Here is a 23,741-nt window from a genome sequence, read left to right on the forward strand (position 1 = left end):
GGCACCTAGATCAGCCGGCCGGAGAATGCCACCCGCCGCCCAGCGCCTCATAGAAGGCGGCGGTATCGGTCAGCCGCGCGGCCTGCGCCTGGGCCAGGGCCTGGTCGGCCTGAAGCAGGGCGATGCGGGCCTGCAGTTCGGCCGTGGGCGCCACGGCGCCATCGCGGGCCTGGCGTGCGGTGGTTTCCAGGGTATCGCGTGCCGCCCGGCGCGCGTCTTGCGCGGCGGCGAGGCCCGCCGCATCGGCTGCAAGCGCGGCTAGCGTATCGGCGACGTTCTGAAAGGCGGCGAGCACGGTGGAGCGGTATTGCGCGTCTGCCTGGTCATAGGCGGCGCGCGCCGCGCGTTGGCGGTGGAGCAGGGCGCCGCCGGCAAAGATCGGCTGGGTCAGGCCTGCCCCGGCCGACCAGAACGCATTGGCTGCTGACAGCAGGCTGGACCAGCCCCCGGAATTGCCGCCCGCGCTGGCGCCGATGGTGATCTGCGGCAGGCGGTTGGCGGTGGCGATGCCCACCCCGGCGCTGGCGGCGTGCAGGTTGGCTTCGGCCGCGCGGATATCGGGCCGGTTGCGCACGAGCTGCGCCGGCAGGCTGAGCGGCAGTTCGCGCGGCAACGTTACCTGCGACAATGCAACCGGGGCCAGCGGTCCATCGGCCGCGCCCTGTCCGGTGAGATAGGCGAGCAGGTCTTGGCTTTGCGCCAGGGCATGTTCGAGTGGCGGCAGCGCGCCTTGCGCCTGCGCCAGTTGCGCCTGCTGCGCCATCAGGTCGACGCCGGCGGCCTGGCCCACGGCCAGCTGGTGGCGGGTGATCGCCAGCAGTTCCTGTTGCAGGGCGATCACCTGGCGCTGCTGATCGACCTGTTCCTGCAGGGCGGCGCGCTGAAACGCGGTGGCCGCCACGGTGTTGATCAGAGTGATCCGCGCGGCCTGCGCCTGATAGGCCTGGGCATCGTATTGCGCGCGCGCTTGCTCCACGCTGCGGCGGTTGCCGCCGAACAGATCGAGTGTGTAGCCCACGTTCACCTGCGCGGTCTGGAGGCTGTAGGTGAAGCTTGAATTGTTGGGCACCGGGGCCAGGTATTGCGATCCCTTGACGCGGTTGGTGGTGGCCCCGGCATCGACCGTGGGAAACAGCACCCCGCGCTGCGCCAGCCACAGCTCGCGCGCTTGTCTCAGCCCGGCGCGCGTGGCGGCCAGATCGGTATTGGCTGCCAGCGCCCGGTCGATCAGCGCATCGAGCGCGGGCGAGCCGAAGGCGTGCCACCATTCGCCCGCCACCGCGCCCGCTGACAGCACCTGCGTACCGCCGGCAACGCCATCGGGCGCGGTGATCGCGCTGGGCGTGGCCGGGGCATAGGCGGTTTGCGCAGGGCGCGCGGGAGCGTGGAAATCGGGGCCGACGGCACACCCGCTGGCCAGCGTGCAGGCCGCCGCCGTGATCAAACGCCGCGCGCTCATGCCGCCTGCTCCGGCGCTTGTGCCGGGCGAACCGGGCGGTTGGAAAACAGATCGATCATCACCGGCAACACGATCAGGATCAGCACCGGCGCCAGCAGGATGCCGCCGACCACCACCATCGCCAGCGGGCGCTGCACCTGGCTGCCGATGCCGGTCGATACCGCCGCCGGCAGCAAGCCGACACAGGCCGCGATGCAGGTCATCATCACCGGGCGGAAGCGGGTGCGCGCGGCATGCAGCACGGCCTGCGCCCGGTCCATGCCATTGCCGATCAACTGGTTGAAATAGGCCAGCACGAGAATGCCCTCCATCACCGAAATGCCGAACAGGCCAATGAACCCGATCGCCGCCGACACGCTGAACGGCGTTCCGGTCAGCGCCAGGATCAGCACGCCACCGACCAGCGCCATGGGCATCACGCTGGCCGCCAGGGCGGTATCGCGCACCGAACCGAAGTTGAGGAACAGCAGCATCACGATCAGCGCCAGGCTGATCGGCACGACCACTTCCAGCCGGGCAAGCGCGGCCTGGAGATCGCCGAATTCGCCCACCCACTCGATGCGGCTGCCGGGCGGCAGTTTCACTTCGGCCGCGATCTTGTGCTGCGCTTCCAGGACGGCGCTGCCCAGATCGCGCCCGCGCACCGAGAACTTGATCGGGATGTAGCGCGACTGGTTTTCGCGATAGATGAAGGAATAGCCCGAGACGAGGCTGACATCGGCCACGGTCGAAAGCGGAATCTGGCTGACCCCGCCGGTGGCATTGGGCACCGCCACTGGGATGGCGCGGATCGCGGCCAGATCCTGGCGGAACTGCGGCGCCAGGCGGATCACGATTGGGAAATTGCGGTCAGAGCCATATTCATAGAGGTTGCCCGCCGCCTGCCCGCCGATCGCGGCCTGGACCACGGCGTTGATGTCCCCAGGCGCAAGGCCATAGTGCGCGGCCTTGTCGCGATCGATCTTGATGTTCAGCGTGGGCTGGCCCAGCGCATCGAACACCGACAGGTCGGTAATGCCGGGGATCTTGGCCATGATGGCCTTGATCTGATAGGCAGTTTTTTCCAGCGCCTGCAGATCATTGCCATAGAGCTTGATCGAATTGGCGCCCTTCACCCCGCTCGCGGCTTCCTCGACATTGTCCTCGATGTTCTGGCTGAAATTGAACTCCACGCCGGGGAAGGGGGCGGCGAGTTCGGCATTCACCTGGCGGGTCAGCGCTTCCTTGGTCAAGCCCTTGGGCCATTGGCTGGCCGGCTTGAGCGGTACGTAGAATTCGGCATTGAAGAAGCCGGTGGTATCGGTGCCGTCGTCGGGGCGGCCAAGCTGGCTGATGACGGTCTTCACCTCGGGATACTTCATCAGCATGTGCCGCATGCGGTTCACCTGGCCCTGCGCCTCTTCCAAGCTGATCGAGGGCGGCAGGGTGGCGCGAATCCAGAAATTGCCCTCTTCCAGCTTGGGCAGGAATTCCAGGCCCAGCCCATGCATGGCGATGCCCGCTGCCAGCAGCAGCGCCGCCATGGTGCCCAGCGCCACCACCCGATTGGCCAGGGCAAAGCGCAGCGCCGGATCATAGACGCGGCGCATCGCGCGCACGATCGGCGTCTCGCGCTCTTCCTCCTCGTCCTTGAGCAGGAAGGCCGAAAGCACCGGCGCCACGGTGAATGTGGCGATTAACCCGCCGATGATGGCATAGGCATAAGTCTTGGCCATGGGTCCGAAGATGTGCCCTTCCACCCCGGTCAGCGTGAACAGCGGCAGGAAGCCGGCGATGATGATCGCCGCGGCAAAGAAGATCGCGCGGTTGACCTCGGTGGCCGACATTTCGATGATGCCCAGCTTGCCAAAGAAGCTGGCGATGCCCCCCTGGTGATCGAGCGCGCCAGTGGCGGCAAAGCGCGCGCGCGGTGGCTGGGCCAAATGGCGGAAGATGTTTTCCACCATGATCACCGTGGCATCGACGATCAGCCCGAAATCGATCGCGCCGACCGACAGCAGGTTGGCCGATTCCCCGCGCAGCACCATGATCAGGATCGAGAACGCCAGGGCAAAGGGAATCGTGGCCGCCACCACCAGCGCGCTGCGGAACGTGCCCAGGAAGATCCACTGCACGGCAAAGATCAGCGCGATGCCGAACACCATGTTTTCCAGCACGGTATGCGTCGTCACGTCGATCAGGTCGGTGCGGTCATAGATCTTTTCGAGATGGACGCCGGGCGGCAGGATGCCCTCGGTGTTGATCTTGTCGACCTCGGCCTCCACCGCCTTGAGCGTGGGCAAGCTCTGCTCGCCGCGGCGCATCAGGATGATGCCCTGGACGATGTCGTCATCGTTGTCCTGGCCGACGATACCCAGGCGCGGCTGGTTGCCCACCTCTACCGTGGCAATGTCCTTGACCTGCACCGGCTTGCCCGCCGCCGGGGTAGCCACCAGCGTGTCGCGGATGTCATCCATCGAATGGATCAGGCCCACGCCGCGCACCACGGCCGATTGCGGGCCCAGGTTGATCGTCTGGCCGCCGACGTTGCCGTTGGCATTGTTGATGGCATTGAGCACCTGTCCCAGCGACAGGCCATAGGCAACCAGCTTGCGCTGATCGATCGTAACCTCATAGGTCTTGCTCTTGCCGGCCCAGCCGTTGACGTCGATTACTCCGGGCACCGCCTTGAACCGGCGCTGCAGGATCCAGTCCTGGATGGTCTTGAGATCGGTGACGGAATAGTTTTTGGGCCCGACGATACGATAGCGATAGATTTCGCCGATCGGGCTGGTGGGCGAAATGCCCGGCTGCGCCCCGCCGGGCAGGGGCGGCACTTGCGACAGGGCATTGATGACCTGCTGCTTGGCCTGGTCATAGTCATAATCGAACGTGAACTGCACGCGCACGTCCGACAGGCCGAACAGCGAGATCGTCTCCACCTTCTTGACGTTCTTGATCCCCGCCAGCTGGATCTCGATCGGCATGGTGACGGTGCGTTCGATCTCGCCGGCGGACTGGCCGGGGTTCTGCGTCACCACCTCCACCATCGGCGGCACGGGATCGGGATAGGCCTCAATATTGAGCAGGCGAAAGGCAATGCCCCCGCCCACCAGGAACAGCGCCAGCAGGATGAGCACAAGCACGCGATGGCGCAGGGCCAGGGCAACGACAGGGTTCATGCCTCGCGCTCCCTCAATCCGCCTTGGCGCCACGGTCGATGAACAGGCTGCCTGCCGTCACCACCGTTTCGCCCGGCTTGAGCCCGCTCGTCACCTCCACAATGCCGCCGCCCACCTGGCCCGTGCCGATCGGGCGCAGCGCCAGGCTGTGGCGGCGCATGTCGGCCACCCAGACGCGCGCAGTGTCCCCTTCGAAGATCACCGCCTCTTCCGGCACGATCAGCCCCTGGCGTGCGCCGCCCGTTTCCAGCGCAAAGCTGACATAGGTTTCGGGCTTGAGCCGTTCGTCAGGATTGGCGATCTGCGCGCGCACGGTCAGCCGGCGTGTGGCCGGATCGATCATCGGCGCCACATAGGTCAGCGGCGCGCGCAAGGTGGTGCCATCGGGCAGGCGCACCAGCGCCATCTGGCCCAGGCGGGCCAGCCCGGCGTCTTCCTCGCGCAGGTTGCCGACCAGCCACACGCGCGAGAAATCGGAAATGGTGAAAGCCTGGGTGGCCGCGCCGCCGGTGGCACTGGCCACGTTCTGGCCCATGCCGATCAACCGCTGGGTGACCACGCCGCCCACTGGCGCGCGGACAATCCCTTCGCCATGGCTGATGCTGCCCAGTGCGCGGCGGCGGCCCTGGGCGGCCAGCAGATTGCCTTGCGCGGCGGCAAGATCGGCATCGGCCTGCTGCGCATCCTTGAGCGCGGCGCCCTTGTTGGCGGCCAGATCGTGCAGGCGGGCGGCATTGGCCTGCGCCACCTTGACCGCGGCGGCGGCGGTCATGATGTCGGCCTCGCTCTGCGCGGCTTCGTTGGCGGCCACGGCAAACAGCGGTTGGCCGGCGCGCACGCGGTCTCCTGCCTTGGCAAACACGCGCGTGACCTGCCCGGTGAACGGCGAAAAGACCGGCGTGGTCAGGTCATCGTCGACCGCGATCTTGCCATCGCTTTGCGTCGCATCGCCCAACGGCCTGGTCTGCACCGTGGCAAAGCGCAATGTATCCCACTGCGCCTGCGTGGCGGAAAAGCTGCCGTCGCTGGTGGCCGGGGGCGGCGCGGGGGCAGGGTCGCCATCCAGCCCGAACATGCGCGGCGCCAGCCAGCCCCCGGCAGCGACCAGCACGACCAGCGCAGCGGCCAATCGCCATTGCACGCGGCGCGACAGAACCGGCACGGGCCGTTCCGGCTCGTCGGCGGGAAGATGATCCATCATGGCAGGCCTCGATCTTGAAATCAGGCCGGGCCTAGGCAGGCTCGCTTACATCAACCTTACGGCAAAGCGTATTCTGCCAGCGACAGAGTGAAGCACGCCCCGCCGCTGGCGGCGCGGGAAATCACCAGGCGGCCATGATGGACATGGGCGATGCGCTGCACGATCGACAGGCCCAGCCCGGCGCCGTCGCTACGGCGATGGTCGGCCCGCCAGAACCGCCGCGCCAGGCGCGTGGCGTCTTCCTCGGTCACGCCGGGGCCATTGTCGGCAACGCTGATCTGCGCCGGGCGGGCAACGCTGACTTCGATCGCCGTGCCCGGCGGGGTGTGCAGCCGCGCGTTGTCGAGCAGGTTGGCAATGGCCATGGCCACCAGGCCGGGGTTGCCGTGGGTCATTACCGTCTCTTCAGCGCCGAACAGCGCGATGCTGCGCCCGCCCGCCAGCACATCGGGCGTGCGATCGGCCACGACCGCCACGGCCAGCCCGGCCAGGTCGAAACGCTCGAACGCGGGCGCGGCATCGTGCTCCAGGCTGGCCAGATCGCGCAACTGGTCGAGCACGTGGGCCATCCGCGCGATCTGCGCCAGCGCCTCGTCGCGCGCCGGCTCCGCGGCCATGCGCCCCACTTCCAGCCGCAGGGTGGCAAGCGGGGTGCGCAGTTCGTGGGCCACGTTGCCGGCAAATTCCTGTTGCAGCGCCAGGGCTGCCTCCACCCGGTCGAGCAGGCCGTTGATCGCGCTGACCATGGCGGTCGCCTCGGCCGGCAGGCCCGCCGCATCGAGCCGGGCGCCCGGGTTCTGCGGCGCCAACTGCGTGGCGGCCCGCGCCGTGTGGCGCATCCGCCGCAGCAGTGGCCACAGCATGGTGATATTGGCCAGCGGCATCAGCAGCAGCAGTCCCACCAGCCAGACCAGGTAATGCGCCAGGAAGCTGCGCACCACATCGTCGACCACGGCGCCAGGGCGGGTCTGGTCCTGGGTCACGAGGATGCGCACGTTCTGATCGGCAAATGCCCTCGGCACGCTCAGGCCAACCAGCGGCCCGCTGGTCAGGGCTTGTTCGTGCCAGGCCCGGGGCGGCTGCGGCCAGATATCGGGCAGGAAGAACGGGCTGTGGGCCAGAACCTGCCCGCGCGCATCGATCACGGCAAAGGCGCGCCCGTCATAGCCGGTGGCATAGATCGCCATCTCCTCGCGCGGCAGGGCCACCTGCCAATGGCCGCCTGGTGCGGGAATGACATGCTGCGCCACCAGTTCGGCCTGTTGGCGCAAGGTGTCGCGCTCGATCGCGCGGACGCTGCTTTCCAGCACGGTGCGCGCGGCAAAGGGCATGGCAAGGCTCGCCACCACAATGGTGATGCCCTCCACCAGCAGGATGCGCGTGAGCAGCGAAGTCGCCGCGCGGCGGACCAGCCGCTTCATGCGCGCGGCTTGATGATATAGCCCACGCCGCGCACCGTCACGATCTCCGCCTCGCCCTGCGCGGCATCGAGTTTCTGGCGCAGGCGATGGACATAGACCTCGATCGCGTTGGAGCCGAGCGGATCGTTGGCGCCGAACAGCTGGTCTTCAGCAAGGCGCTTGGTCACCACCTGTCCTTCGCGGCGCAGCAGAAGGCCGAGCAGCCCGGCTTCGCGCGCCGAAAGCGCCACAACGCGCCCCCCGACCCTGAGCGAGAGATTGTCGAGATCGAAGACCAGGTTGGCGCAGGCGATTTCACGGCCCTGGAACGTGCCGTTGCGGCGCAGTACGGCGCGCAGGCGGGCGAGCAGTTCGTCGGGCGAAAAGGGCTTGGCCATGTAATCGTCGGCGCCTGCGTCCAGTCCGGCGATGCGCGCCTGCACCTCGCCCCGCGCGGTGAGCACGACAACCGCAAGGCCATGCCCGGCGCGGCGCAACCGGGCGAGCAGGGCCAACCCGTCGCCATCGGGTAATCCCCGATCGAGCACCAGCGCGGCATAGGTATTGGCGGCCAGGTACAGCTCCGCCTCCTCGCTGCTGGCAGCATGGTCGACAGTCAGCCCGGCACCGGCCAGGCACGCTGCCAGCGCACGGGCGAGGGGGGCATCGTCTTCGACAAGCAGTATGCGCATGCAGGAACCCGGTGATGTCTGGCCACAACAACGGACAGCCCGCCCGGCCCTGCGCCGCCGCTGCCGCATCAGGCGCGCGCTTGTACCTGTGCCAAACGCAGGGCGCCGCAAATCCCTGCGCGATGCATCCAGATTGGTATGAATTGGGCGGTCGCCGGCTGGCGTGCGAGAAGGCGACCCAGCGTGATGCACGACATTACCTGCCTTGACCATAAAATCCGGATCTGTTGGGATTTTATGGTGGGCGCGACAGGGATTGAACCTGTGACCCCACCCGTGTGAAGGGTGTGCTCTACCGCTGAGCTACGCGCCCGCCGAAATGGCGTCCCGCGGTGGTCGATCGTGTCGGCCCCGGGGTGTGGAGGCGGCCTCTAACGGCGTTGCGCAACGTTGACAAGTGGGCACGTGAAGATATTTCGCTCCCCATGACCGATCCAATCGAAACGCCCGAAAACGCGGACGCCGTCGCCGCTCCTTCCACCGCACCTGCCACGTCCGGCGCCGATGTGCCGCCCGATCGCCTGGCGATCAACCCGCGCAGCGCGTTCTTTGACGCAGACAAGTTGGGCCGTGGCGTGGGCATCCGCTTCAAGGGCACTGTGCGCAACAATGTCGAGGAATATTGCATTTCCGAAGGCTGGGTGCGCGTGCAGGCCGGCAAGACCATGGACCGCAAGGGCAACCCGCTGACGCTCAAGCTCTCCGGCCCGGTCGAGGCATGGTATGAAGACCTGGGCGAAGACGCCCCGGTGGCCAAGGCCTGATCTTTGGGTTGTTCGGGTGTCGGCGTTTAGCGCAGGCGCCCGATCCCCATGCCGGCGCTGCCCACCCCGGCGCCGCCGGTGCGGCTGGCAATGATGCGGCCGATGGGATCATCGTCGCGCGCTAGGCTGGCCTGATCGCGCCGCGCCGGAGCCGGCAGTGCGGCACTGGCCGCTATAGTGGCCTGCGCCATCCTGATCCGCGCCGTGGTGCGCACGGGCGCGGCCGGTTTCGGCACTGCCGTTTCCACCGCAACGCCACTCAGGAAATCCCTATCGATCGGGCTGCGCGCCGGGGCCGTCGCGCGCGTGGCCATCAACACCTGGCGCTGCACGGCCGGCTGCATCATGCTGCGCGGCGCAGCGCTCGCACTCGCCAGGCGCAGCGGCGTGGCGGTGCCGAGGTGGCGTGCTGGCGGGCGATTGTAGATAAAGCCGTCGACCGGCCAATGCGTGGTGCCCAGGCCCTGGATCGGCGCATACCACACGCGCACCGCGCTCCAGTCGTTGGCGTCGGACACATCGACCGCGCGTACATCGTTTTCCTTTTGCCCGCGCGTGCCGTTGATCGGTGACCAGTTGGCATGGCGTAGCAGCACGGTGCGCGAATCGATCACCCGGCTGACCATGGCGACATGGCCCAGGCGCATTGCGCCATAGGGATGGAAGCTCATCACCGCGCCGGGCTTGGGCGTGAAACCGCGTTCATAGCGGCCCTCGGCCTGGTCCCACCAGGTATGCGCATCGCCGAACAGCTGGATGCCCGAAACCTGCCGGGCATAGGGCACGCATTGCAGGTAAGGCAGCGCGCCGGCGGTATCGGCCGGTGCGCCATCGGATTGATCCGGGCCGGGAATCAGGGCGATCGGGGCGGCCATGGCAGCCCCTGGAGCGATCATCCCGGCGATCAGTGCCGCCCCCGCGGCCAGGCCCAACGGCCCTGTTCTTGTCCACCACACCATGGCGCTGTTGTGCCGGCAAATGGTCAATGCCCGCCTGACCGGCTTGGTTAATGGCGGTTTTACGAATCGCGACCAACCGGGCCTGGTATGCAACGCCCGCTTGCCTTTGGCGCCAAGCCGGGCCAACGGGGGCTATGCGTCCCCAGGTTATCATCATCGGACGGCCCAACGTGGGCAAGTCCACTCTGTTCAACCGGCTTGTCGGCAAGAAGCTGGCGCTGGTCGACGACCAGCCCGGCGTCACCCGTGACCGTCGCTTTGGCGATGCGTCGCTGCTGGGCCTTGAATTCACCATCGTCGACACCGCCGGGTGGGAAGACGAAGATCCCTCCAGCCTGCCCGGCCGGATGCGGATGCAGACCGAAGCATCGCTCGAAGGCGCCGACGTGGCGCTGTTCGTGATTGATGCCCGTGCCGGCATCACCCCGCTGGACGAGGAAATCGGCCGCTATCTGCGCGGGCACGATATTCCGGTGATCCTGCTGGCCAACAAGGCCGAGGGCCGCGCCGGCGATCATGGCCTGTTCGAGGCGTTCTCGCTGGGTTTTGGCGATCCCGTGGGCGTTTCGGCCGAGCACGGCGAAGGCTTGGGCGACCTGTTCGAGGCATTGCTGCCCCATTTTGCCGAGCAGGAAGCCGAAGACGAGGCAGAAGCCACCGACGAGGAGGCCGAGTACGATCCCAAGGCCGTGCTCAAGCTGGCCATCGTTGGCCGCCCCAATGCCGGCAAGTCCACGCTGATCAACCGTTTCCTCGGTGAAGACCGCCTGCTTACCGGGCCGGAAGCGGGCATCACCCGCGATTCGATCGCCATCGACTGGAACTGGACCGATCCCAAGGACGGCGAGGAACGCCCGATTCGGCTGATCGACACGGCCGGCATGCGCAAGAAGGCCCAGGTGGTCGACAAGCTGGAAAAGCTGTCGGTGGCCGATGCCCGCCGCGCGATCGATTTTGCCGAAGTAGTCGTGCTGCTGCTCGATGCCACGCGCGGGCTGGAGCACCAGGATCTCAAGATCGCCTCGATGGTGCTGGAAGAAGGGCGCGCCCTGCTGATTGCCATCAACAAGTGGGACGTGGCCGAAGATGCCAGCGGCCTGTTCAACGGCGTGCGCCAGGCGCTCGACGATGGCCTGGCGCAGGTGCGCGGCGTGCCGCTGGTGGCGGTTTCGGCCCGCACCGGTAAGGGGCTGGACACGCTGCTGTCGGCCGCCTTTACGCTGCGCGATGCCTGGAGCAAGCGCGTGCCGACCGCTGCGCTCAACCGCTGGTTCGATGATGCGCTGGCGGCCAACCCGCCGCCCGCGCCAGGCGGCCGCCGCATCAAGCTGCGCTATATCACCCAGGCCAAGACGCGCCCGCCCAGCTTCGTGATGTTCGGCACGCGGCTGGATCAGCTGCCCGAAAGCTATCGCCGCTATCTGGTCAACGGCATCCGCCGCTCGCTGGGGTTCGAAGCGGTGCCGATCCGGCTGACGCTGCGCAGCCCTACCAATCCGTTCGCCAAGAAATGACCCGCAATCCCCCGCGCCGCCTGGCAGATGCCCTGTGGCGCGGGGCGCGGGGGCATTGCCCGCGCTGTGACGGCGCGCGCCTGTTTGCCGCCTGGCTGCGCCCGGTGGCACAGTGCCCGGCCTGCGCGCAGGACTGGCGCGGCCATAGCGCCGACGATTTTCCGCCTTATGTGGCGATCCTGATCACCGGCCATGTCATGGCGCCGGTGATCATCGCGCTGGGCCTGCACACCACGCTGTCATGGCCGGTGATGATGGGCGTGTGCCTGACCATGACGGTGACGATGGTGCTGGGCCTGTTGCAACCGGCCAAGGGCGCGGTGATCGCGCTGCAATGGTGGCTGGGGCTGCATGGTTTTGCCGCAGCGCCGGGCAAGGCCCTGGCGCCAGGCGCTGCGTCGACGCGCGAAAGCGCCGCGATCGAGACACGCCCGCGCAACGAAACGTAATTGCTTTAACAGCTTCGTCCCTATGCCGGCGCCATGCCGCACCGGCACTTTGCTGCGGCATGGCGCGCAGGGTGGACATGAAGGCGCAATCTTTTCTTGCGCAGCAACACTTCTTCACGAAGCCGCACCCATCGCGCAAAAGGCATGGTGTTACCCCGGACACGACCAATTTCACGACCAATTACTTGCGGAGTGTCCCCCTCATGATCCTCGCTTCCTTCCTCGCCCTGGCGACGCTTTCGGCTCCGGCTGCCCCGCTGCTGGCCACTCCCACTGCCGCTGCTCACCCGGCCCCGGTGTGCCAGGGCGCGCCTGGCCGTCCCGCGCTGTGCCGCCCGGCTGCCGTCGCCGCGCCGGTGGCGGAGCGCACCGATGCAGCCGCTGGCCGTGTCGCCGTGGTGGCCTGCCATCCCGATCCGGGCAAGAACCGTGGCTGTTTCCGCCGCACCGCCATCGGCACTGATGCTGCCCTTGCCCAGAACGCCGTGGTGCGCGAGGATGCGCGCTGAGGCGGCGGTATGATCGAGCCTGGAACCAAAGGAGCGCCATTGCGTAGCACAGCCATGCTGGCCACCCGTCTTGCCCCCTCCATCGTGCTTGTCGAAGACGATGGCCCCCTGCGCACGCTGACCGCCCGCGCCCTGCGCGAGCATGGTTATGAAGTGCGCCCGGCCGCCACCGGCGCGGAAATGTGGGTGCTGCTCGATAGCGCGCCGGCCGACCTTGTCGTGCTCGATATCATGCTGCCCGGCACCAACGGGATCGAGCTGTTCCGCAAGCTGCGGCGGTTGAGCGACGTGCCGATCATCTTCATTTCCGCCCGTGGCAGCGAGGAAGACCGCGTGCTTGGCCTGGAACTCGGCGCCGATGACTATCTCGCCAAGCCATTCGGCACGCGCGAACTGGTCGCCCGCGTCGGCGCCGTGCTGCGCCGTGGCGGGCAGGGCGGCGATGGCCTGGCGGCGGCCGAGCCGGGTGAGCGCGCCAGCGAAATCCGCTTTGATGGCTGGACGCTCTCGCTCGCCCGCCGCGAACTGCATGCCCCCGATGGTGTGATGGTGGACCTGACCGGGGCGGAGTTCGATCTGCTCGCCACGTTCGTGGCGCAGCCGCAGCGCGTGCTGGGCCGCGAACGCCTGATCGAGCTGTCGCGCACCCGCCTGGGTGACAGTTCAGACCGCAGCATCGACGTGCTGGTGTCGCGCCTGCGCCGCAAGTTGACGGCGGCCGGGGGCGAAGCCCCGATCGCGACGGTGCGCGGGGTTGGCTACATGTTCAAGGCGCAAGTCACCCGCACGTGATGCAGCGCCGCTCATGATTTCCCGGCGCCGGCTGTCGCTGCGCCGGGCCATGCGCCGCTTCGGTTTGCCGGAGCGGCTTTTGGCCATTCTGGTGCTGATGGCGGCGATCGATTTCGGCTCCAACGCCGTGCTGTTCGATCGCGCCAGCAACTTTGCCCTGCGCAGCGATGATGCGGCGCGCATTGCCGAAAACCTGGTAATCGCCAGCCGCGCGCTGGAAGCAGAAGAGCCCGCCGACCGCCCGGCGCTGGCCGAGCGATTGTCTTCACCGCGCTTTTCCCTGGCGTGGAAACCGCGCCTGGCCCACGGCGACGATGCCCTTTCGCTCGACCGGCTGCGCGCGCAGGTGCTCGATGCCGCGCCCGAATTGGCCTCGGGCGATCCGCGCTTTTCGCTGAAATCGCTCGCCTCGCCCGGATCGGTAAACGGGGCGATGCTGCTCAAGGATGGCTCGGGCGTGGTGTTCCGCACCCAGGCAAGCGAGGCTTGGACGCTCAATGCCGGACGGCTGGCGGTGCTGCTGGTGCCAACGCCCTTGCTGGTGGTTCTGGCCTGGGTGCTGTTTCGCGCCACGATCCGCCCGCTCAAGGCGCTGGTATCCGCCACCGGGCGGGTTGGCGCCGGCCCGCCCGAACCGCTGACCGAGCGCGGCCCGGACGAAGTGCGCCGCCTGATCCGCGCGTTCAACCGCATGCAAAGCCGCATCTATCGCCAGATGCTCGATCGCACGCAGTCGATGCTGGCGATCGGTCATGACTTGCGCACACCCCTTGCGCGGCTGCGGCTGCGGCTGGACGATGCCGGCATCGACCGCGAAACCCAGGCCGACATGGTCCACGACATTGACGAGATGATGCACCTGCTCGCCTCGCTGCAAGCCTATGTCGAAGGGGAAGGGCGGCAGATCCCGGCAGAGCCGGTGGACCTGGCGGCCATGGCGATGACGCTGGTGGACAACGCCTATGACCAGGGGGGCGATGCCACCTATGACGGGCCAGACCGGCTGGTGATCCAGGCGCGCGCGGTGTCGCTGCGCCGCGCACTGGGCAATCTGGTGGAAAACGCGCTGCACTATGCCGGGCATGTGGAAGTGATCGTGCGCGCCGATGGCGATTGGGCCGAAGTGGTGGTGGCCGATCGCGGGCCGGGCATTCCGGTGGACCGGCTGGATGAAGTGACCCAGCCGTTCGTGCGCCTGGATGCGGCGCGCGGGCGCGATACGCCGGGCATGGGGCTGGGCCTGGCCATCGTCAAGCGCGCGATCCGGGCCGAAGGCGGCACGCTGATTCTCGCCAATCGCCGTCCCGAACCGGGCGAGGCCGGGCCGGTCAGCGGCCTGGTCGCCACGGTTCGTCTGCCGCGCAAGGCCGGCTACCCCGCTGCCAAGCCAGGGAAATAGTTCCTTACAGTTGCGACGGCTGCGGGCAAAGACATCCGCGTACCTCTTGCATCAAGCGCAACGGCATTCGCCCCGCGCATCAGATATTCAAGAGGAGGTACCTCCCCATGAACGAACTTATCGGCCGGGTTTTCCGTTTCGAAAAGACCGTCTTTCCGCAGAGCAGCGAGCTTTATGGCCAGCTTTCTGCCCACGGCCAGGCGCCCAAGGCGCTGATGGTGTCCTGCGCGGATTCGCGCATCGTGCCCGAGCAGATCATGCAGGCCCAGCCTGGCGACCTGTTCGTATGCCGCAATGCTGGCAACATGGTGCCGGCCTATTCGACGATGAACGGCGGCGTCTCGTCCACGGTGGAATATGCCGTGGTGGCGCTGGGCGTGCGTGACATCATCGTGTGCGGCCACTCTGACTGTGGTGCGATGAAGGCGCTGGCCGCGCCCGAGCCGCCGCAGGGCATGCCCAACGTGGTGGCCTGGCTGCGCCATGGTGCCGCGGCCGAGCATGTCGTGTCGAGCTGTTCGCCGCACCTGCACGGCAGTGAGCGCGTGCGCGCGGTCAGCCTGCAGAACATCATCGCCCAGATCGATCATCTGCGCACCCATCCTTCGGTTTCGGCGGCGATCGCGCGCGGCGAAATGTCGCTGCATGGCTGGTTCGTGGATATCAGCGCCGGCCAGGTGCTGGGCCTGGATGGCGATACTGGCGAATTCGTGCCGCTGCGCGAAGATCGCCCGCTGCCTGTGGCCCTGGCAGCCGCACCGCGCTTTGCGCGTGAACCGGCCCTGGCGGAGGCGGCCGAATGAGCCAGGCAGCAATCGCTGCATCGCCCGAGGCTGCCCCCACAAGGGGTGGCCTCGTTCGCGATTTCACCGCGTCGATCGTGGTGTTCCTGGTGGCCATGCCGCTGTGCATGGGCATTGCCATCGCCTCGGGTGTGCCACCGGAAAAGGGCCTGGTGACCGGCATTATCGGCGGCATCGTCGTCGGCCTGCTGGCCGGCTCGCCCTTGCAGGTTTCCGGCCCGGCGGCGGGCCTGGCCGTGATCGTGTTCGAATTCGTGCGCGACAATGGCCTGTCCGCGCTTGGCCCGGTGTTGCTCGTGGCCGGGCTGATCCAGTTGGTGGCCGGCGTGGCCCGCCTGGGCGGCGTGTTCCGCGCCATTTCTCCGGCGGTGGTGCACGGCATGCTGGCCGGCATCGGCGCCTTGATCGTGGTGGGCCAGTTCCACATCCTGTTCGATGCCAAGCCGATGTCCAATGGCCTCGCTAACCTGTCGATGATCCCGGCGCGCGTGCTGGGCCTTTCGCCGTTCGATTGGCGCGCCAGCGAAATGGCGCTGGTCCTGGGCCTGGTGACGATCGCGGGCATGCTGGGCTGGGACAAGCTCAAGCCCAAGGCGCTGTCCCTGGTGCCGGGCGCCCTGATCGGTGTGGTCGCTGCCACCGTGCTTGCCGCCGTGCTGGGCCTGCCGGTGGCGCGCATTGCCGTGCCGGATTCGCTCAGCGCCGCGTTTGCCGCGCCGGGCGGGGCGTTCCTCGATCCGTTGCTGGCCAAGCCGGCGCTGCTGGTTTCGGCCGTGGCCATCGCGTTTATTGCCAGCGCCGAAACGCTGTTGTCAGCCGCCGCGGTCGATCGCATGCACAATGGCGTGCGCACGGATTACAACAAGGAACTGCGCGCGCAGGGCATTGGCAACCTGCTGTGCGGCATGGTTGGCGCCCTGCCGATGACCGGCGTGATCGTGCGCTCTTCGGCTAACGTCCAGGCCGGCGCGCAAACCCGCTGGTCGGCCGTGCTGCATGGCGCGTGGATCCTCGGCTTTGTCGCGCTGCTGCCCTGGCTGCTGCGCGAAGTGCCGATGGCGGCGCTCGGCGGCGTGCTGGTGGTGACGGGCTGGAAGCTGGTCAGCCTCAAGCATGTGAAGCACCTGTTCACCCACTATGGTCCGCTGCCCGCGGCGATCTGGGCGGTGACCTTTGCCCTGGTCGTGACGACCGACCTGTTGACCGGCGTGCTGGTGGGCATGGCGCTGTCGCTGGTGGAGCTGCTGCCGCACGTGAAGCACCTCAACCTGGGTGTTCATGCCCACGACCATGGTGACGCCACCAACGTTGAACTCAAGGGCGCGGCCACGTTCCTGCGGCTGACCAAGCTCAACGCCGTGCTTGAAGACCTGCCGGCCGACCGCCGTGTCCACCTCGATCTCGGCCGGGTCAAGGCGATCGACCATACCACTGCCGAAACCCTGCGCGAATGGCTCGCCCGCCGCCGCCAGCAGGGCAACGCGGTAACCGTCTCGGGCCCCGAGCCGATCCTGCGCGCGGTGCCTCACGCCGCCTGATCGCGCAAAGGCCCTGTCGAACTCCTGAGCCCACCCCCATCCCGGCTCATGGATGGCGCACCACGCGCCGCTGCCCCCACGGCCTCTGGCCTGTGGGGGCAGTTTCGTTGAGGGAACCGGCCGACAACGGCACATAAAAAGTCCCCCGCCAGCTTGGGGGCTGGCGAGGGACAGTCGTGCGTACCTGGTGGAAAGGGCGGGTTAGAAGTTGACCGTGGCCGAGAGCACCACGCGCGAGGACGAGATCGAGGCGCCGTCCTGAACCTGGTACTTGGTGAAGTTGGGCCGCAAATAGGCGGCATCGGCATCGCTGATGTTGGTGTCGATATAGGCAATGCCCAGCACCACCTTGCCCAGCGCCAGGTCGGCGCCCAGCAGCCAGTCGGCATAGGAACCGGTCGGCGCCACGCTGGTGCCGTTGGGGCCGAGGCCGGGATTGCCCTTGGAATAGCCGAGGTGGGCCTTGAGCGTGACCGGGGTAGTCGGGATTGCGCCGCTGACATCGCCCCAAACATAGAGGTTGTCATTCTTGGCACCGGGATGTTCGGGCGTGCCGGCGACATAGCTGGCGCCCGAATCATACCACTGGCCCAGCGCCTGCTGCTTGGGCGCATAGGCCACGCCGGCCAGTGCCGAGACCGGGCCGACAGTGCCCGACAGCTTGACGAAGGGTTCGGCAAAGTCGGTCTTGGCCGCGCCGCCCGGATACATATACCAGGTCAGGCCAACGTCGAGCGTGGCCGGGCCGAACGACTTTTTGAAGCCGCCGATCGCGTCGAGTTCCAGGTTGGGGCCACCGAACGTGCCCCAGCCGGCGAGGTTGGAGCCCCAGGTGCCGACGTAGAAGCCGCTTTCATGGGCGATGGTGACGCCGGCCTGCAGGGCAAAACCATTGTTGGATTGCGACACGCCGCGCAGGCGATAGTCGGTCACCACGGCGGCGCTGCCGGAAATGGTGATGGCCGAAGGCGGCGCGGTGTCTTCCGCCTTGGCCGCGCTGGCCAGGGCCATGGATGCGCCGGCCAGCGTGGCGGCCAAAGCGATACGGCCGGCCCGGCGGCGTGCAGAGCGTTGAATCATCGGAACTGTCCTTCCCTCACGGTCATCGAGAAACGGTTCCGCCTGCGTCTCGGCGCCTGCCCGTCTCGGACGATGGCAAGGGAAAGCCCGGCCATCTCCGGCAGCAGGTTGCGCCGAGATGACCGGGGTTAGGCTGCGATGCTGTCTGTTCCTTTTCCCTCATGCAACGAAGTGTTGCTGTGTTTCTGCTGTGGCTTTTGCGTCACAGCCGCTTATTCGGGCAGCGGAATGAACTCGTGCTCTTCGGGAACATGGGCAAAGCGGTCTTCCTTCCAGTCTGCCTTGGCCTGTTCCAGGCGATCGGGCCGCGATGAGACGAAGTTCCAGAAGATGTGGCGCTTTTCGGGAAACGGTTCGCCACCCATCAGCATCACCCGCGCGCCGGTCGTGCTGGTGATCACCACTTCGGCGCCGGGCTTGAGCACGATCAGCTCGCTGGTGGCGAAGCCGCCGGTCTGGCCGCCCACGCTGATTTCGCCACTCACGACATAGAGCGCCCGCTCCACGTGATCGGCCGCGACGCGATAGCGTCCGCCCGGCGCGATCACCAGTTCGGCATAGACCAGATCCGACAGGGTCTTGACCGGCGAGGTTAGGCCATCAACCTGCCCGGCGATCAGCGTCAGGCGGGTGCCATCGACCTCGCCTGTGGGGATTTCATCCGCCTTGTGGTGGGCAAAGGCGGGATCGGTTTCCTCGGCATGGGTGGGCAGGGCAACCCAGGCCTGCAGGCCGAACAGCGGGCCGCCGCTGCTGCGCATTTCCGGGCCGGTGCGTTCGGAATGGGTGATGCCGCGCCCGGCGGTCATCCAGTTGACCTCGCCGGGACGGATCGCCTGGACCGAGCCGAGCGAATCGCGGTGCAGGATTTCGCCTTCCACCAGATAGGTCACCGTGGCGAGGCCGATATGCGGGTGCGGGCGCACGTCGAGCCCTTCGCCACCGGCAAAGGCGGCCGGGCCCATCTGGTCAAAGAAGATGAACGGCCCGACCATGCGACGGTGGGCCGAAGGCAGCGCGCGGCGGACCTTGAAGCCTTCGCCCAGATCGCGAACCGGGGGCAGGAGGGCAAATTCGATGCCCGGCACATCGGGGGTGCGGATGGTCATGGCGGTGTTCCCAAAGCTGGCGCCCGTGACGGGCTGTGAGGCCGGTTTAAAGCGCGCAGCTATTCAAGGAAATACCGATAAGGCTGGTCGAATTGTTCAGCTTTGTTGGACGGCTTGGGCAGTCCTCCCGCGCCGCTGCACCAGTTGGCCCAGCACCAGGCCCAGCAGCAGAACGGCGGCCCCGGCCAAGGCACCCGGCCCCAGCTGGGTGAGCGAAGACCACAGCATGGCGGCCGACAGCGCCATGAAGGCCAGCGGAAACAGCGGGAACAGCGGCGTTCGCACCGGCCAGTCGTGCGCCTTCATGGTGCGGCGCAGGCGGATCAGCGCGGCCATGCCCAGGATCACGAACAGCCAATAGACCGGCGTCATGTAATCAACCATGGCGCCAAAGCCGCTTTGCGACAGGCCCGATACTGCCGTCAGCAGCAGGGAAAACCCGCCCACCGCCAGCGTGGCGCGCGCCGGCGTGCCGCGCGCATCGTGCCAGTTGCCCAGCGCGGACAGTGCCGGCAGGTCTGCCGCGGCAGAAGCGGTGACGCGCGAACACACGATCAGCGTGGAATTGATGCTGCTGATCGCCGAGATCGCCACGATCCCCACGGTCAGCCACGCGCCGGCCGGGCCGAACGCGGTGCGCGCCAGATCGGCGCCGGGCGCGGTGCTCGCGGCCAGGCCGGCCGGGCCCAGGCCCCGCAGTAGTGCCCAGTTCATCGCGCAGTAGATCAGCATCAGCAGGGCGAGCGCGCCGATCACCACCACCAGCATGGCCCGCCGCCCGCCGCGCACCTCGCCCGACAGCGTCGCCATGTCGCTCCACCCGCCATAGGCCAGGAACACATAGATCAGCGCCACGCCCACGCTGCCGCCACCAGCCAGCGGCGCGCCGGCGGCGGGCGCGGGCACGAGCAGGCCGGCCGCAGTAACACAGGCAAAGCCCGCCGCCACCAGTGCCACCAGCAGCGCCTGGGTCAGAAAGCCAAGCCTGACATGGACGAGGTTGAGCGCGGTGAGTGCCGCCACGATCGCCAGCGCCAGCACGGTGCGCCCGGCATGGCCCAGCGGCCACAGCGCGCTGGCATAGTCGGCCAACAGGTGTGCCATCAGCGCGATCCAGCCGGTGTGCATGATGGCAAAGCGCGACCAGGCATAGAGCGCGGCCACGCGGCCGCCCCAGGCCCGGCGCAGGAAACTGTATTCGCCGCCCGAATCCGGAAAGGCCGCCGCCATTTCGACGTAACACAGCGCACCCACCATGGTGACCAGCGCGCCGGCTACCCACAGCAGCAGCACATGTCCGCCCGGCGCATTGGCCGCCACGGTGGGCGCGGTCTTGAGGCTGTCGGTCGACATGACCATCCCCAGTGCCACCAGCATGGCGTGGCCGACGTGGAGATGGGCGCGCGGGCCTGAGGATCGGTGCCCGGAAGAGGCAGGGCTGGAAGGGGGCAGATCGGTCAAGCAGGCACTTTCCGCAGGCTGGGGGCCACGAGCAGCGCACCTAGTGCGCGATTGCCACAGTCCGTGCAAGGATTGGCATGTTTTGAACTGCTCATTTGACCGAATAATACTCAAGTCATTAGGTGGATTTTTCCGACGTCCAACCGATCCGGGGTTTTCGTGGCACTTTCCGTCGTTTCCTATCGCGCGCCGCTGCGTTTGGCGCTGGTTTCCCTTGGCCTCTCGGCCAGCAGCATGGCGCTGGCCGCGCCCCAGGCACCGGCACCAGCCACCGATGCGCCGGCTGCCGACATCGGCACCAGCGGCGATGCCATCATCGTCACCGGCACGCGCGAAAGCGGCCGCCTGGCCCGGCAGAGCGCCACCCCGATCGACGTGGTCAAGGCCGATACCCTGACGGCCACGGGCCAGTCCAACCTCGTCGATTCGCTGCGCAGCGTGCTGCCCTCATTCAATGCCCCGGCCGTGGGCTATGACGTGGGCGCCCTGGCGCGCACCTTCGCGCTGCGCGGCCTGTCTCCCAGCCAGACGCTGATCCTGGTCAACGGCAAGCGGCGGCACCTCTCGTCGAGCATCTATGCCGACAGCGATCCCTCGCAAGGGTCGAATGTCGTCGATCTCGATATGATCCCGCTGGCCGCGGTGGGCCGGGTGGAAGTGCTGCGCGATGGCGCGGCGGCGCAATATGGTTCTGACGCGATTGCCGGGGTGATCAACGTCATCCTCAAGGACGATGCCAATTCGGGCGGCGTTTCGGTGCAGGGCGGCAAGTATTATGCCGGCGATGGCACCTCGATCCAGGCCAATGCCGACAAGGGCGTCGCCCTCAAGGATGGCGGCGTGCTGCATCTGTCGGCCGGCTATCGCTATCAGGATTTCACCAACCGCAGCGGCGACAGCGGCGGCGTGCAGCCGGCCAAGGTGCAGGGCATGCCGCGCTCGGTGGTGGTCAGCGGCGGCTATGACTATACCCGGCCGCTGGGTGAAACCCTCGATTTCTACAGCTTTGGCACCTATGCCTGGCGCAAGGCGCGGGCCAATGAAAACCCGCGCCAGCCCGGCTGGTTTTCCGATGCGGTCGATGCGCTCTATCCCCAGGGCTTCACCCCGCAGGAAACGCTGAACGAACACGATTTCAGCGTTACCGGCGGCATCAAGAGCCACGGCGACTGGGCGGTGGACCTTTCGTCCACCTATGGCCGCGACACGGTCAAGCTGCGCAATATCAGCACGATCAATCCCGATCTGCTGGCCGACACCGGCAATGCCCAGACCGATTTCAACGTCGGTGGCTTTGCCGCGTCGGAATGGACCAGCAACCTCGATGTGAAGCACCAGTTCGACCTGGGCCTGGCCGGTCCGGCGACGTTCGCGTTCGGCGCGGAAAACCGCTATGAAACCTATGAGATCCGCGCCGGCGAGCCGACGTCGTATTACAGCGGCGGGCCTCAGGCGTTTCCGGGCTTCCGCCCCAGCGACGCGGCCAACGTGCACCGCAACAGCGTCGCTGGCTATGCCGACCTGACGCTGCGCCCGGTCAAGGCGTGGGAGCTTTCGGGCGCCTTGCGCTGGGAGCATTACAACGGCGTGGGCAGCCGCCTCAACGGCAAGCTCGCCAGTCGCTATGACGTGACCGACCGCTTTGCCCTGCGCGGCAGCGTCAGCACCGGGTTCCACGCGCCAACCCTGGCGCAGCAGAACTATTCGGCCACCACCGTCACCACCGGCTATGCCTCGATCCAGCTGCCGCTCGGCTCGCCCGGCGCCAATCTGCTGGGCGCGCCCGCGCTCAAGCCGGAAACCTCCACCAGCGCCAGCCTGGGCTTTGTGGCAGAGCCGGTGCACGGCCTGTCGATCACGGTCGATGCCTATCGCATCGATGTGAAGAACCGGATCATCGAAAGCGCCTATCTCTATGGCGATCTGGCCCAGGCCGCGATCGCCGCCAACGGCACCACGATCCCCGCCGGGCTCGATCCGGGCAATGTCAGCGCAGTGTTCTTCACCAATGGCGTCGATACCCGCACGCAGGGCGTGGACATGACCGCCAGCTGGATGATGCCGGCCGGCGCGCTGGGCAGGATCCGCTGGGATGCGGGGCTGGCTTACGTGGATACCACGATCCGCCGCGTGCATGCCGCGCCCGCCGTCCTCGCCAATGCCGGGCTGTCGCTGGTCGATGCCGTGCAGCGCACCAATCTCACCACCGCCACGCCTTCGTGGAAAGCCTCGCTGGCCGCGGCATGGAGCAGCGGTCCGTTGGATCTTACGCTGCGGAACACGTTCTACAGCAATGCGCGCCAGGCGCAGGGCTATGCCGAGCCCTATTACATCATCGATACCGGCGCGCGCGTGATCACCGATCTCGACATCGGCTATCGCGTCACGCCGCAGGTGCGCGTGGGCGTGGGCGCGAACAACCTGTTCGACGTGCACCCGCGCATGATCCCCACCGCGATCGGCCAGGCGCTCAACTATGATCGCTATTCCCACGTTGCGCCCTATGGCATCAACGGCGGATCGTATTACCTGCGCCTGACGGTGAACCTGTGAGCCTGGTGATCCTTGATGGCGGCACGGGCCGCGAGCTGGCGCGCTGCGGCGCGCCGTTCCGCCAGCCCGAATGGTCGGCCCTGGCGCTGATCGAGGCGCCTGAGTTCGTGACCCAGGTGCATCAGCGCTATGTCGATGCCGGGGCCGATGTGATCACCACCAACAGCTATGCCGTGGTGCCGTTTCACATCGGGCAGGACCGCTTCGATGCCCATGGCGCGCAGTGGGCGGCACTGGCCGGGCGCCTGGCGCGCGAGGTGGCCGATGCCGCGGCGCGTGGCGTGAAGGTGGCCGGATCGCTGCCGCCGGTCTCGGGGTCTTACCGCCCCGACCTGATCGATCTGGAGCGCAGCCGCGCGGTGCTGTCGGTCCTGGTGGCGGCGCTGGCGCCGCATATCGATCACTGGCAGGCCGAAACCCTTTCGGCGATTGCCGAGGCGGAACTGGTCGCCGATCTGATCGCGCCCAGGGGCAAGCCGCTGTGGCTCTCGTTCACCCTGGCCGATGAAGACCCGGCCGCAGCCCCGCAGCTGCGCTCGGGCGAAAGCGTTGAAGCCGCTGCGGCCGCTGCCCTGCGGCTGGGCGCCCAGGCGCTGCTGTTCAATTGCAGCCAGCCCGAAGTGATGGCCGCGGCCGTGGCCCAGGCCAAGGCCGCCTTGGCCGGCAGCGGGGTGGCGATCGGCGTCTATGCCAATGCCTTCCCCCCGCAGGGCGCCGATGCCGAGGCGAACAATGGCCTGAGCCCGATCCGCGCCGATCTCACGCCCCAGGGCTACGCCGCCTTTGCCCGTGCCTGGGCGGCCGAGGGCGCCACGATCCTGGGCGGATGCTGCGGCATCGGGCCCGAACACATCGCCGTATTGCGCAGCGAACTGGGCTGAACCGCCCGGCGGTTATC

Annotated in this window: 19 protein-coding genes and 1 tRNA gene; 10 read left to right on the plus strand and 10 right to left on the minus strand. The window is 67.5% G+C overall.

Going from position 1 to position 23,741, the window contains the following annotated elements; all coding sequences use genetic code 11:
• Window positions 1–10 precede the first annotated feature (10 nt).
• The 6 genes from FHW97_RS15855 to FHW97_RS15880 form a co-directional block, all read right to left on the minus strand.
• Window positions 11–1,459, minus strand: a complete 1,449-nt coding sequence (locus FHW97_RS15855; protein ID WP_168352386.1) for an efflux transporter outer membrane subunit — start codon at window positions 1,457–1,459, stop codon at window positions 11–13.
• Entirely contained in the window at window positions 1,456–4,620 is a 3,165-nt protein-coding gene (locus FHW97_RS15860; protein WP_168352387.1) for an efflux RND transporter permease subunit, read from the minus strand. The genes FHW97_RS15855 and FHW97_RS15860 overlap by 4 nt, the downstream gene beginning before the upstream one ends.
• A gap of 13 nt (window positions 4,621–4,633) precedes the next feature.
• A complete protein-coding gene (locus FHW97_RS15865; RefSeq protein ID WP_168352388.1) occupies window positions 4,634–5,821 on the minus strand; it encodes an efflux RND transporter periplasmic adaptor subunit in 1,188 nt (395 codons plus the stop codon).
• A 56-nt stretch (window positions 5,822–5,877) separates the two neighbouring features.
• Window positions 5,878–7,242 carry a HAMP domain-containing sensor histidine kinase gene (locus FHW97_RS15870; RefSeq protein ID WP_168352389.1) on the minus strand — a complete coding sequence of 455 codons (1,365 nt, stop codon included), beginning with the start codon at window positions 7,240–7,242 and terminating at the stop codon, window positions 5,878–5,880.
• Window positions 7,239–7,913, minus strand: coding sequence for a response regulator transcription factor (locus tag FHW97_RS15875; RefSeq protein ID WP_168352390.1), 675 nt, complete (start codon window positions 7,911–7,913; stop codon window positions 7,239–7,241). The genes FHW97_RS15870 and FHW97_RS15875 overlap by 4 nt, the downstream gene beginning before the upstream one ends.
• Before the next feature lie 238 nt (window positions 7,914–8,151).
• Window positions 8,152–8,226: transfer RNA gene (locus FHW97_RS15880), tRNA-Val, on the minus strand.
• A gap of 112 nt (window positions 8,227–8,338) precedes the next feature.
• Between FHW97_RS15880 and FHW97_RS15885 the strand changes: the two genes are divergently transcribed.
• Window positions 8,339–8,677 (plus strand): DUF3297 family protein, encoded by a 339-nt coding sequence (locus FHW97_RS15885; RefSeq protein WP_022675621.1) that lies wholly within the window; start codon window positions 8,339–8,341, stop codon window positions 8,675–8,677.
• Window positions 8,678–8,703: 26 nt separating this feature from the next.
• Here the strand turns inward: FHW97_RS15885 and FHW97_RS15890 are convergent, their stop codons facing one another.
• Window positions 8,704–9,552: a CHAP domain-containing protein gene (locus FHW97_RS15890; protein ID WP_171799281.1), complete on the minus strand. Its 849-nt coding sequence runs from the start codon at window positions 9,550–9,552 to the stop codon at window positions 8,704–8,706.
• A 218-nt stretch (window positions 9,553–9,770) separates the two neighbouring features.
• Between FHW97_RS15890 and der the strand changes: the two genes are divergently transcribed.
• From der to FHW97_RS15925, 7 genes are all read left to right on the plus strand, one after another.
• On the plus strand, window positions 9,771–11,150 hold the full coding sequence (gene der / locus FHW97_RS15895) for a ribosome biogenesis GTPase Der (RefSeq protein WP_107718001.1): 1,380 nt from the start codon (window positions 9,771–9,773) through the stop codon (window positions 11,148–11,150).
• A complete protein-coding gene (locus FHW97_RS15900) occupies window positions 11,147–11,599 on the plus strand; it encodes a DUF983 domain-containing protein (RefSeq protein WP_168352391.1) in 453 nt (150 codons plus the stop codon). The genes der and FHW97_RS15900 overlap by 4 nt, the downstream gene beginning before the upstream one ends.
• A 203-nt stretch (window positions 11,600–11,802) precedes the next feature.
• Window positions 11,803–12,108: a hypothetical protein gene (locus tag FHW97_RS15905; protein ID WP_168352392.1), complete on the plus strand. Its 306-nt coding sequence runs from the start codon at window positions 11,803–11,805 to the stop codon at window positions 12,106–12,108.
• A gap of 54 nt (window positions 12,109–12,162) precedes the next feature.
• Window positions 12,163–12,900 (plus strand): response regulator transcription factor, encoded by a 738-nt coding sequence (locus tag FHW97_RS15910; RefSeq protein ID WP_054132086.1) that lies wholly within the window; start codon window positions 12,163–12,165, stop codon window positions 12,898–12,900.
• A gap of 13 nt (window positions 12,901–12,913) precedes the next feature.
• Entirely contained in the window at window positions 12,914–14,299 is a 1,386-nt protein-coding gene (locus FHW97_RS15915; protein ID WP_107718004.1) for an ATP-binding protein, read from the plus strand.
• Window positions 14,300–14,406: 107 nt separating this feature from the next.
• Window positions 14,407–15,102, plus strand: coding sequence for a carbonic anhydrase (locus FHW97_RS15920; RefSeq protein WP_062787749.1), 696 nt, complete (start codon window positions 14,407–14,409; stop codon window positions 15,100–15,102).
• The gene (locus tag FHW97_RS15925) at window positions 15,099–16,640 is read left to right on the plus strand and encodes a SulP family inorganic anion transporter (RefSeq protein ID WP_168352393.1); all 1,542 of its coding nucleotides are present in this window, start codon (window positions 15,099–15,101) and stop codon (window positions 16,638–16,640) included. The genes FHW97_RS15920 and FHW97_RS15925 overlap by 4 nt, the downstream gene beginning before the upstream one ends.
• 201 nt (window positions 16,641–16,841) lie before the next feature.
• Here the strand turns inward: FHW97_RS15925 and FHW97_RS15930 are convergent, their stop codons facing one another.
• The 3 genes from FHW97_RS15930 to FHW97_RS15940 all read right to left on the minus strand — a co-directional run bounded on the left by FHW97_RS15930 (window position 16,842) and on the right by FHW97_RS15940 (window position 20,290).
• On the minus strand, window positions 16,842–17,720 hold the full coding sequence (locus tag FHW97_RS15930) for a TorF family putative porin (protein ID WP_062787745.1): 879 nt from the start codon (window positions 17,718–17,720) through the stop codon (window positions 16,842–16,844).
• Between the two features lie 212 nt (window positions 17,721–17,932).
• Window positions 17,933–18,829: a pirin family protein gene (locus FHW97_RS15935; protein WP_168352394.1), complete on the minus strand. Its 897-nt coding sequence runs from the start codon at window positions 18,827–18,829 to the stop codon at window positions 17,933–17,935.
• A gap of 96 nt (window positions 18,830–18,925) precedes the next feature.
• Window positions 18,926–20,290, minus strand: coding sequence for an APC family permease (locus FHW97_RS15940; RefSeq protein WP_253941829.1), 1,365 nt, complete (start codon window positions 20,288–20,290; stop codon window positions 18,926–18,928).
• 159 nt (window positions 20,291–20,449) lie between these two features.
• On the opposite strand from FHW97_RS15940, the gene FHW97_RS15945 reads away from it, so the two are divergent.
• Both FHW97_RS15945 and FHW97_RS15950 read left to right on the plus strand, forming a co-directional pair.
• Window positions 20,450–22,843, plus strand: coding sequence for a TonB-dependent receptor (locus tag FHW97_RS15945; RefSeq protein ID WP_210426923.1), 2,394 nt, complete (start codon window positions 20,450–20,452; stop codon window positions 22,841–22,843).
• Entirely contained in the window at window positions 22,840–23,724 is an 885-nt protein-coding gene (locus tag FHW97_RS15950) for a homocysteine S-methyltransferase family protein (RefSeq protein ID WP_171799282.1), read from the plus strand. Before FHW97_RS15945 ends, FHW97_RS15950 begins: the two co-directional genes overlap by 4 nt.
• Window positions 23,725–23,741 lie beyond the last annotated feature (17 nt).

Source organism: Novosphingobium sp. SG754 (assembly GCF_013149315.1).
Classification (GTDB): Bacteria; Pseudomonadota; Alphaproteobacteria; order Sphingomonadales; family Sphingomonadaceae; genus Novosphingobium; species Novosphingobium capsulatum.

Excerpts from the sequence above, each read along its gene's own strand:
- FHW97_RS15905 (WP_168352392.1), top strand. The coding sequence starts at position 11,803 with ATGATCCTCGCTTCCTTCCTCGCCCTGGCGACGCTTTCGGCTCCGGCT.
- FHW97_RS15910 (WP_054132086.1), top strand. The coding sequence starts at position 12,163 with ATGCTGGCCACCCGTCTTGCCCCCTCCATCGTGCTTGTCGAAGACGAT.
- FHW97_RS15920 (WP_062787749.1), top strand. The coding sequence starts at position 14,407 with ATGAACGAACTTATCGGCCGGGTTTTCCGTTTCGAAAAGACCGTCTTT.
- FHW97_RS15890 (WP_171799281.1), bottom strand. The coding sequence starts at position 9,552 with ATGGCCGCCCCGATCGCCCTGATTCCCGGCCCGGATCAATCCGATGGC.
- der (WP_107718001.1), top strand. The coding sequence starts at position 9,771 with ATGCGTCCCCAGGTTATCATCATCGGACGGCCCAACGTGGGCAAGTCC.
- FHW97_RS15870 (WP_168352389.1), bottom strand. The coding sequence starts at position 7,242 with ATGAAGCGGCTGGTCCGCCGCGCGGCGACTTCGCTGCTCACGCGCATC.
- FHW97_RS15860 (WP_168352387.1), bottom strand. The coding sequence starts at position 4,620 with ATGAACCCTGTCGTTGCCCTGGCCCTGCGCCATCGCGTGCTTGTGCTC.
- FHW97_RS15915 (WP_107718004.1), top strand. The coding sequence starts at position 12,914 with ATGATTTCCCGGCGCCGGCTGTCGCTGCGCCGGGCCATGCGCCGCTTC.
- FHW97_RS15930 (WP_062787745.1), bottom strand. The coding sequence starts at position 17,720 with ATGATTCAACGCTCTGCACGCCGCCGGGCCGGCCGTATCGCTTTGGCC.
- FHW97_RS15885 (WP_022675621.1), top strand. The coding sequence starts at position 8,339 with ATGACCGATCCAATCGAAACGCCCGAAAACGCGGACGCCGTCGCCGCT.
- FHW97_RS15900 (WP_168352391.1), top strand. The coding sequence starts at position 11,147 with ATGACCCGCAATCCCCCGCGCCGCCTGGCAGATGCCCTGTGGCGCGGG.
- FHW97_RS15875 (WP_168352390.1), bottom strand. The coding sequence starts at position 7,913 with ATGCGCATACTGCTTGTCGAAGACGATGCCCCCCTCGCCCGTGCGCTG.
- FHW97_RS15865 (WP_168352388.1), bottom strand. The coding sequence starts at position 5,821 with ATGATGGATCATCTTCCCGCCGACGAGCCGGAACGGCCCGTGCCGGTT.
- FHW97_RS15925 (WP_168352393.1), top strand. The coding sequence starts at position 15,099 with ATGAGCCAGGCAGCAATCGCTGCATCGCCCGAGGCTGCCCCCACAAGG.
- FHW97_RS15855 (WP_168352386.1), bottom strand. The coding sequence starts at position 1,459 with ATGAGCGCGCGGCGTTTGATCACGGCGGCGGCCTGCACGCTGGCCAGC.
- FHW97_RS15935 (WP_168352394.1), bottom strand. The coding sequence starts at position 18,829 with ATGACCATCCGCACCCCCGATGTGCCGGGCATCGAATTTGCCCTCCTG.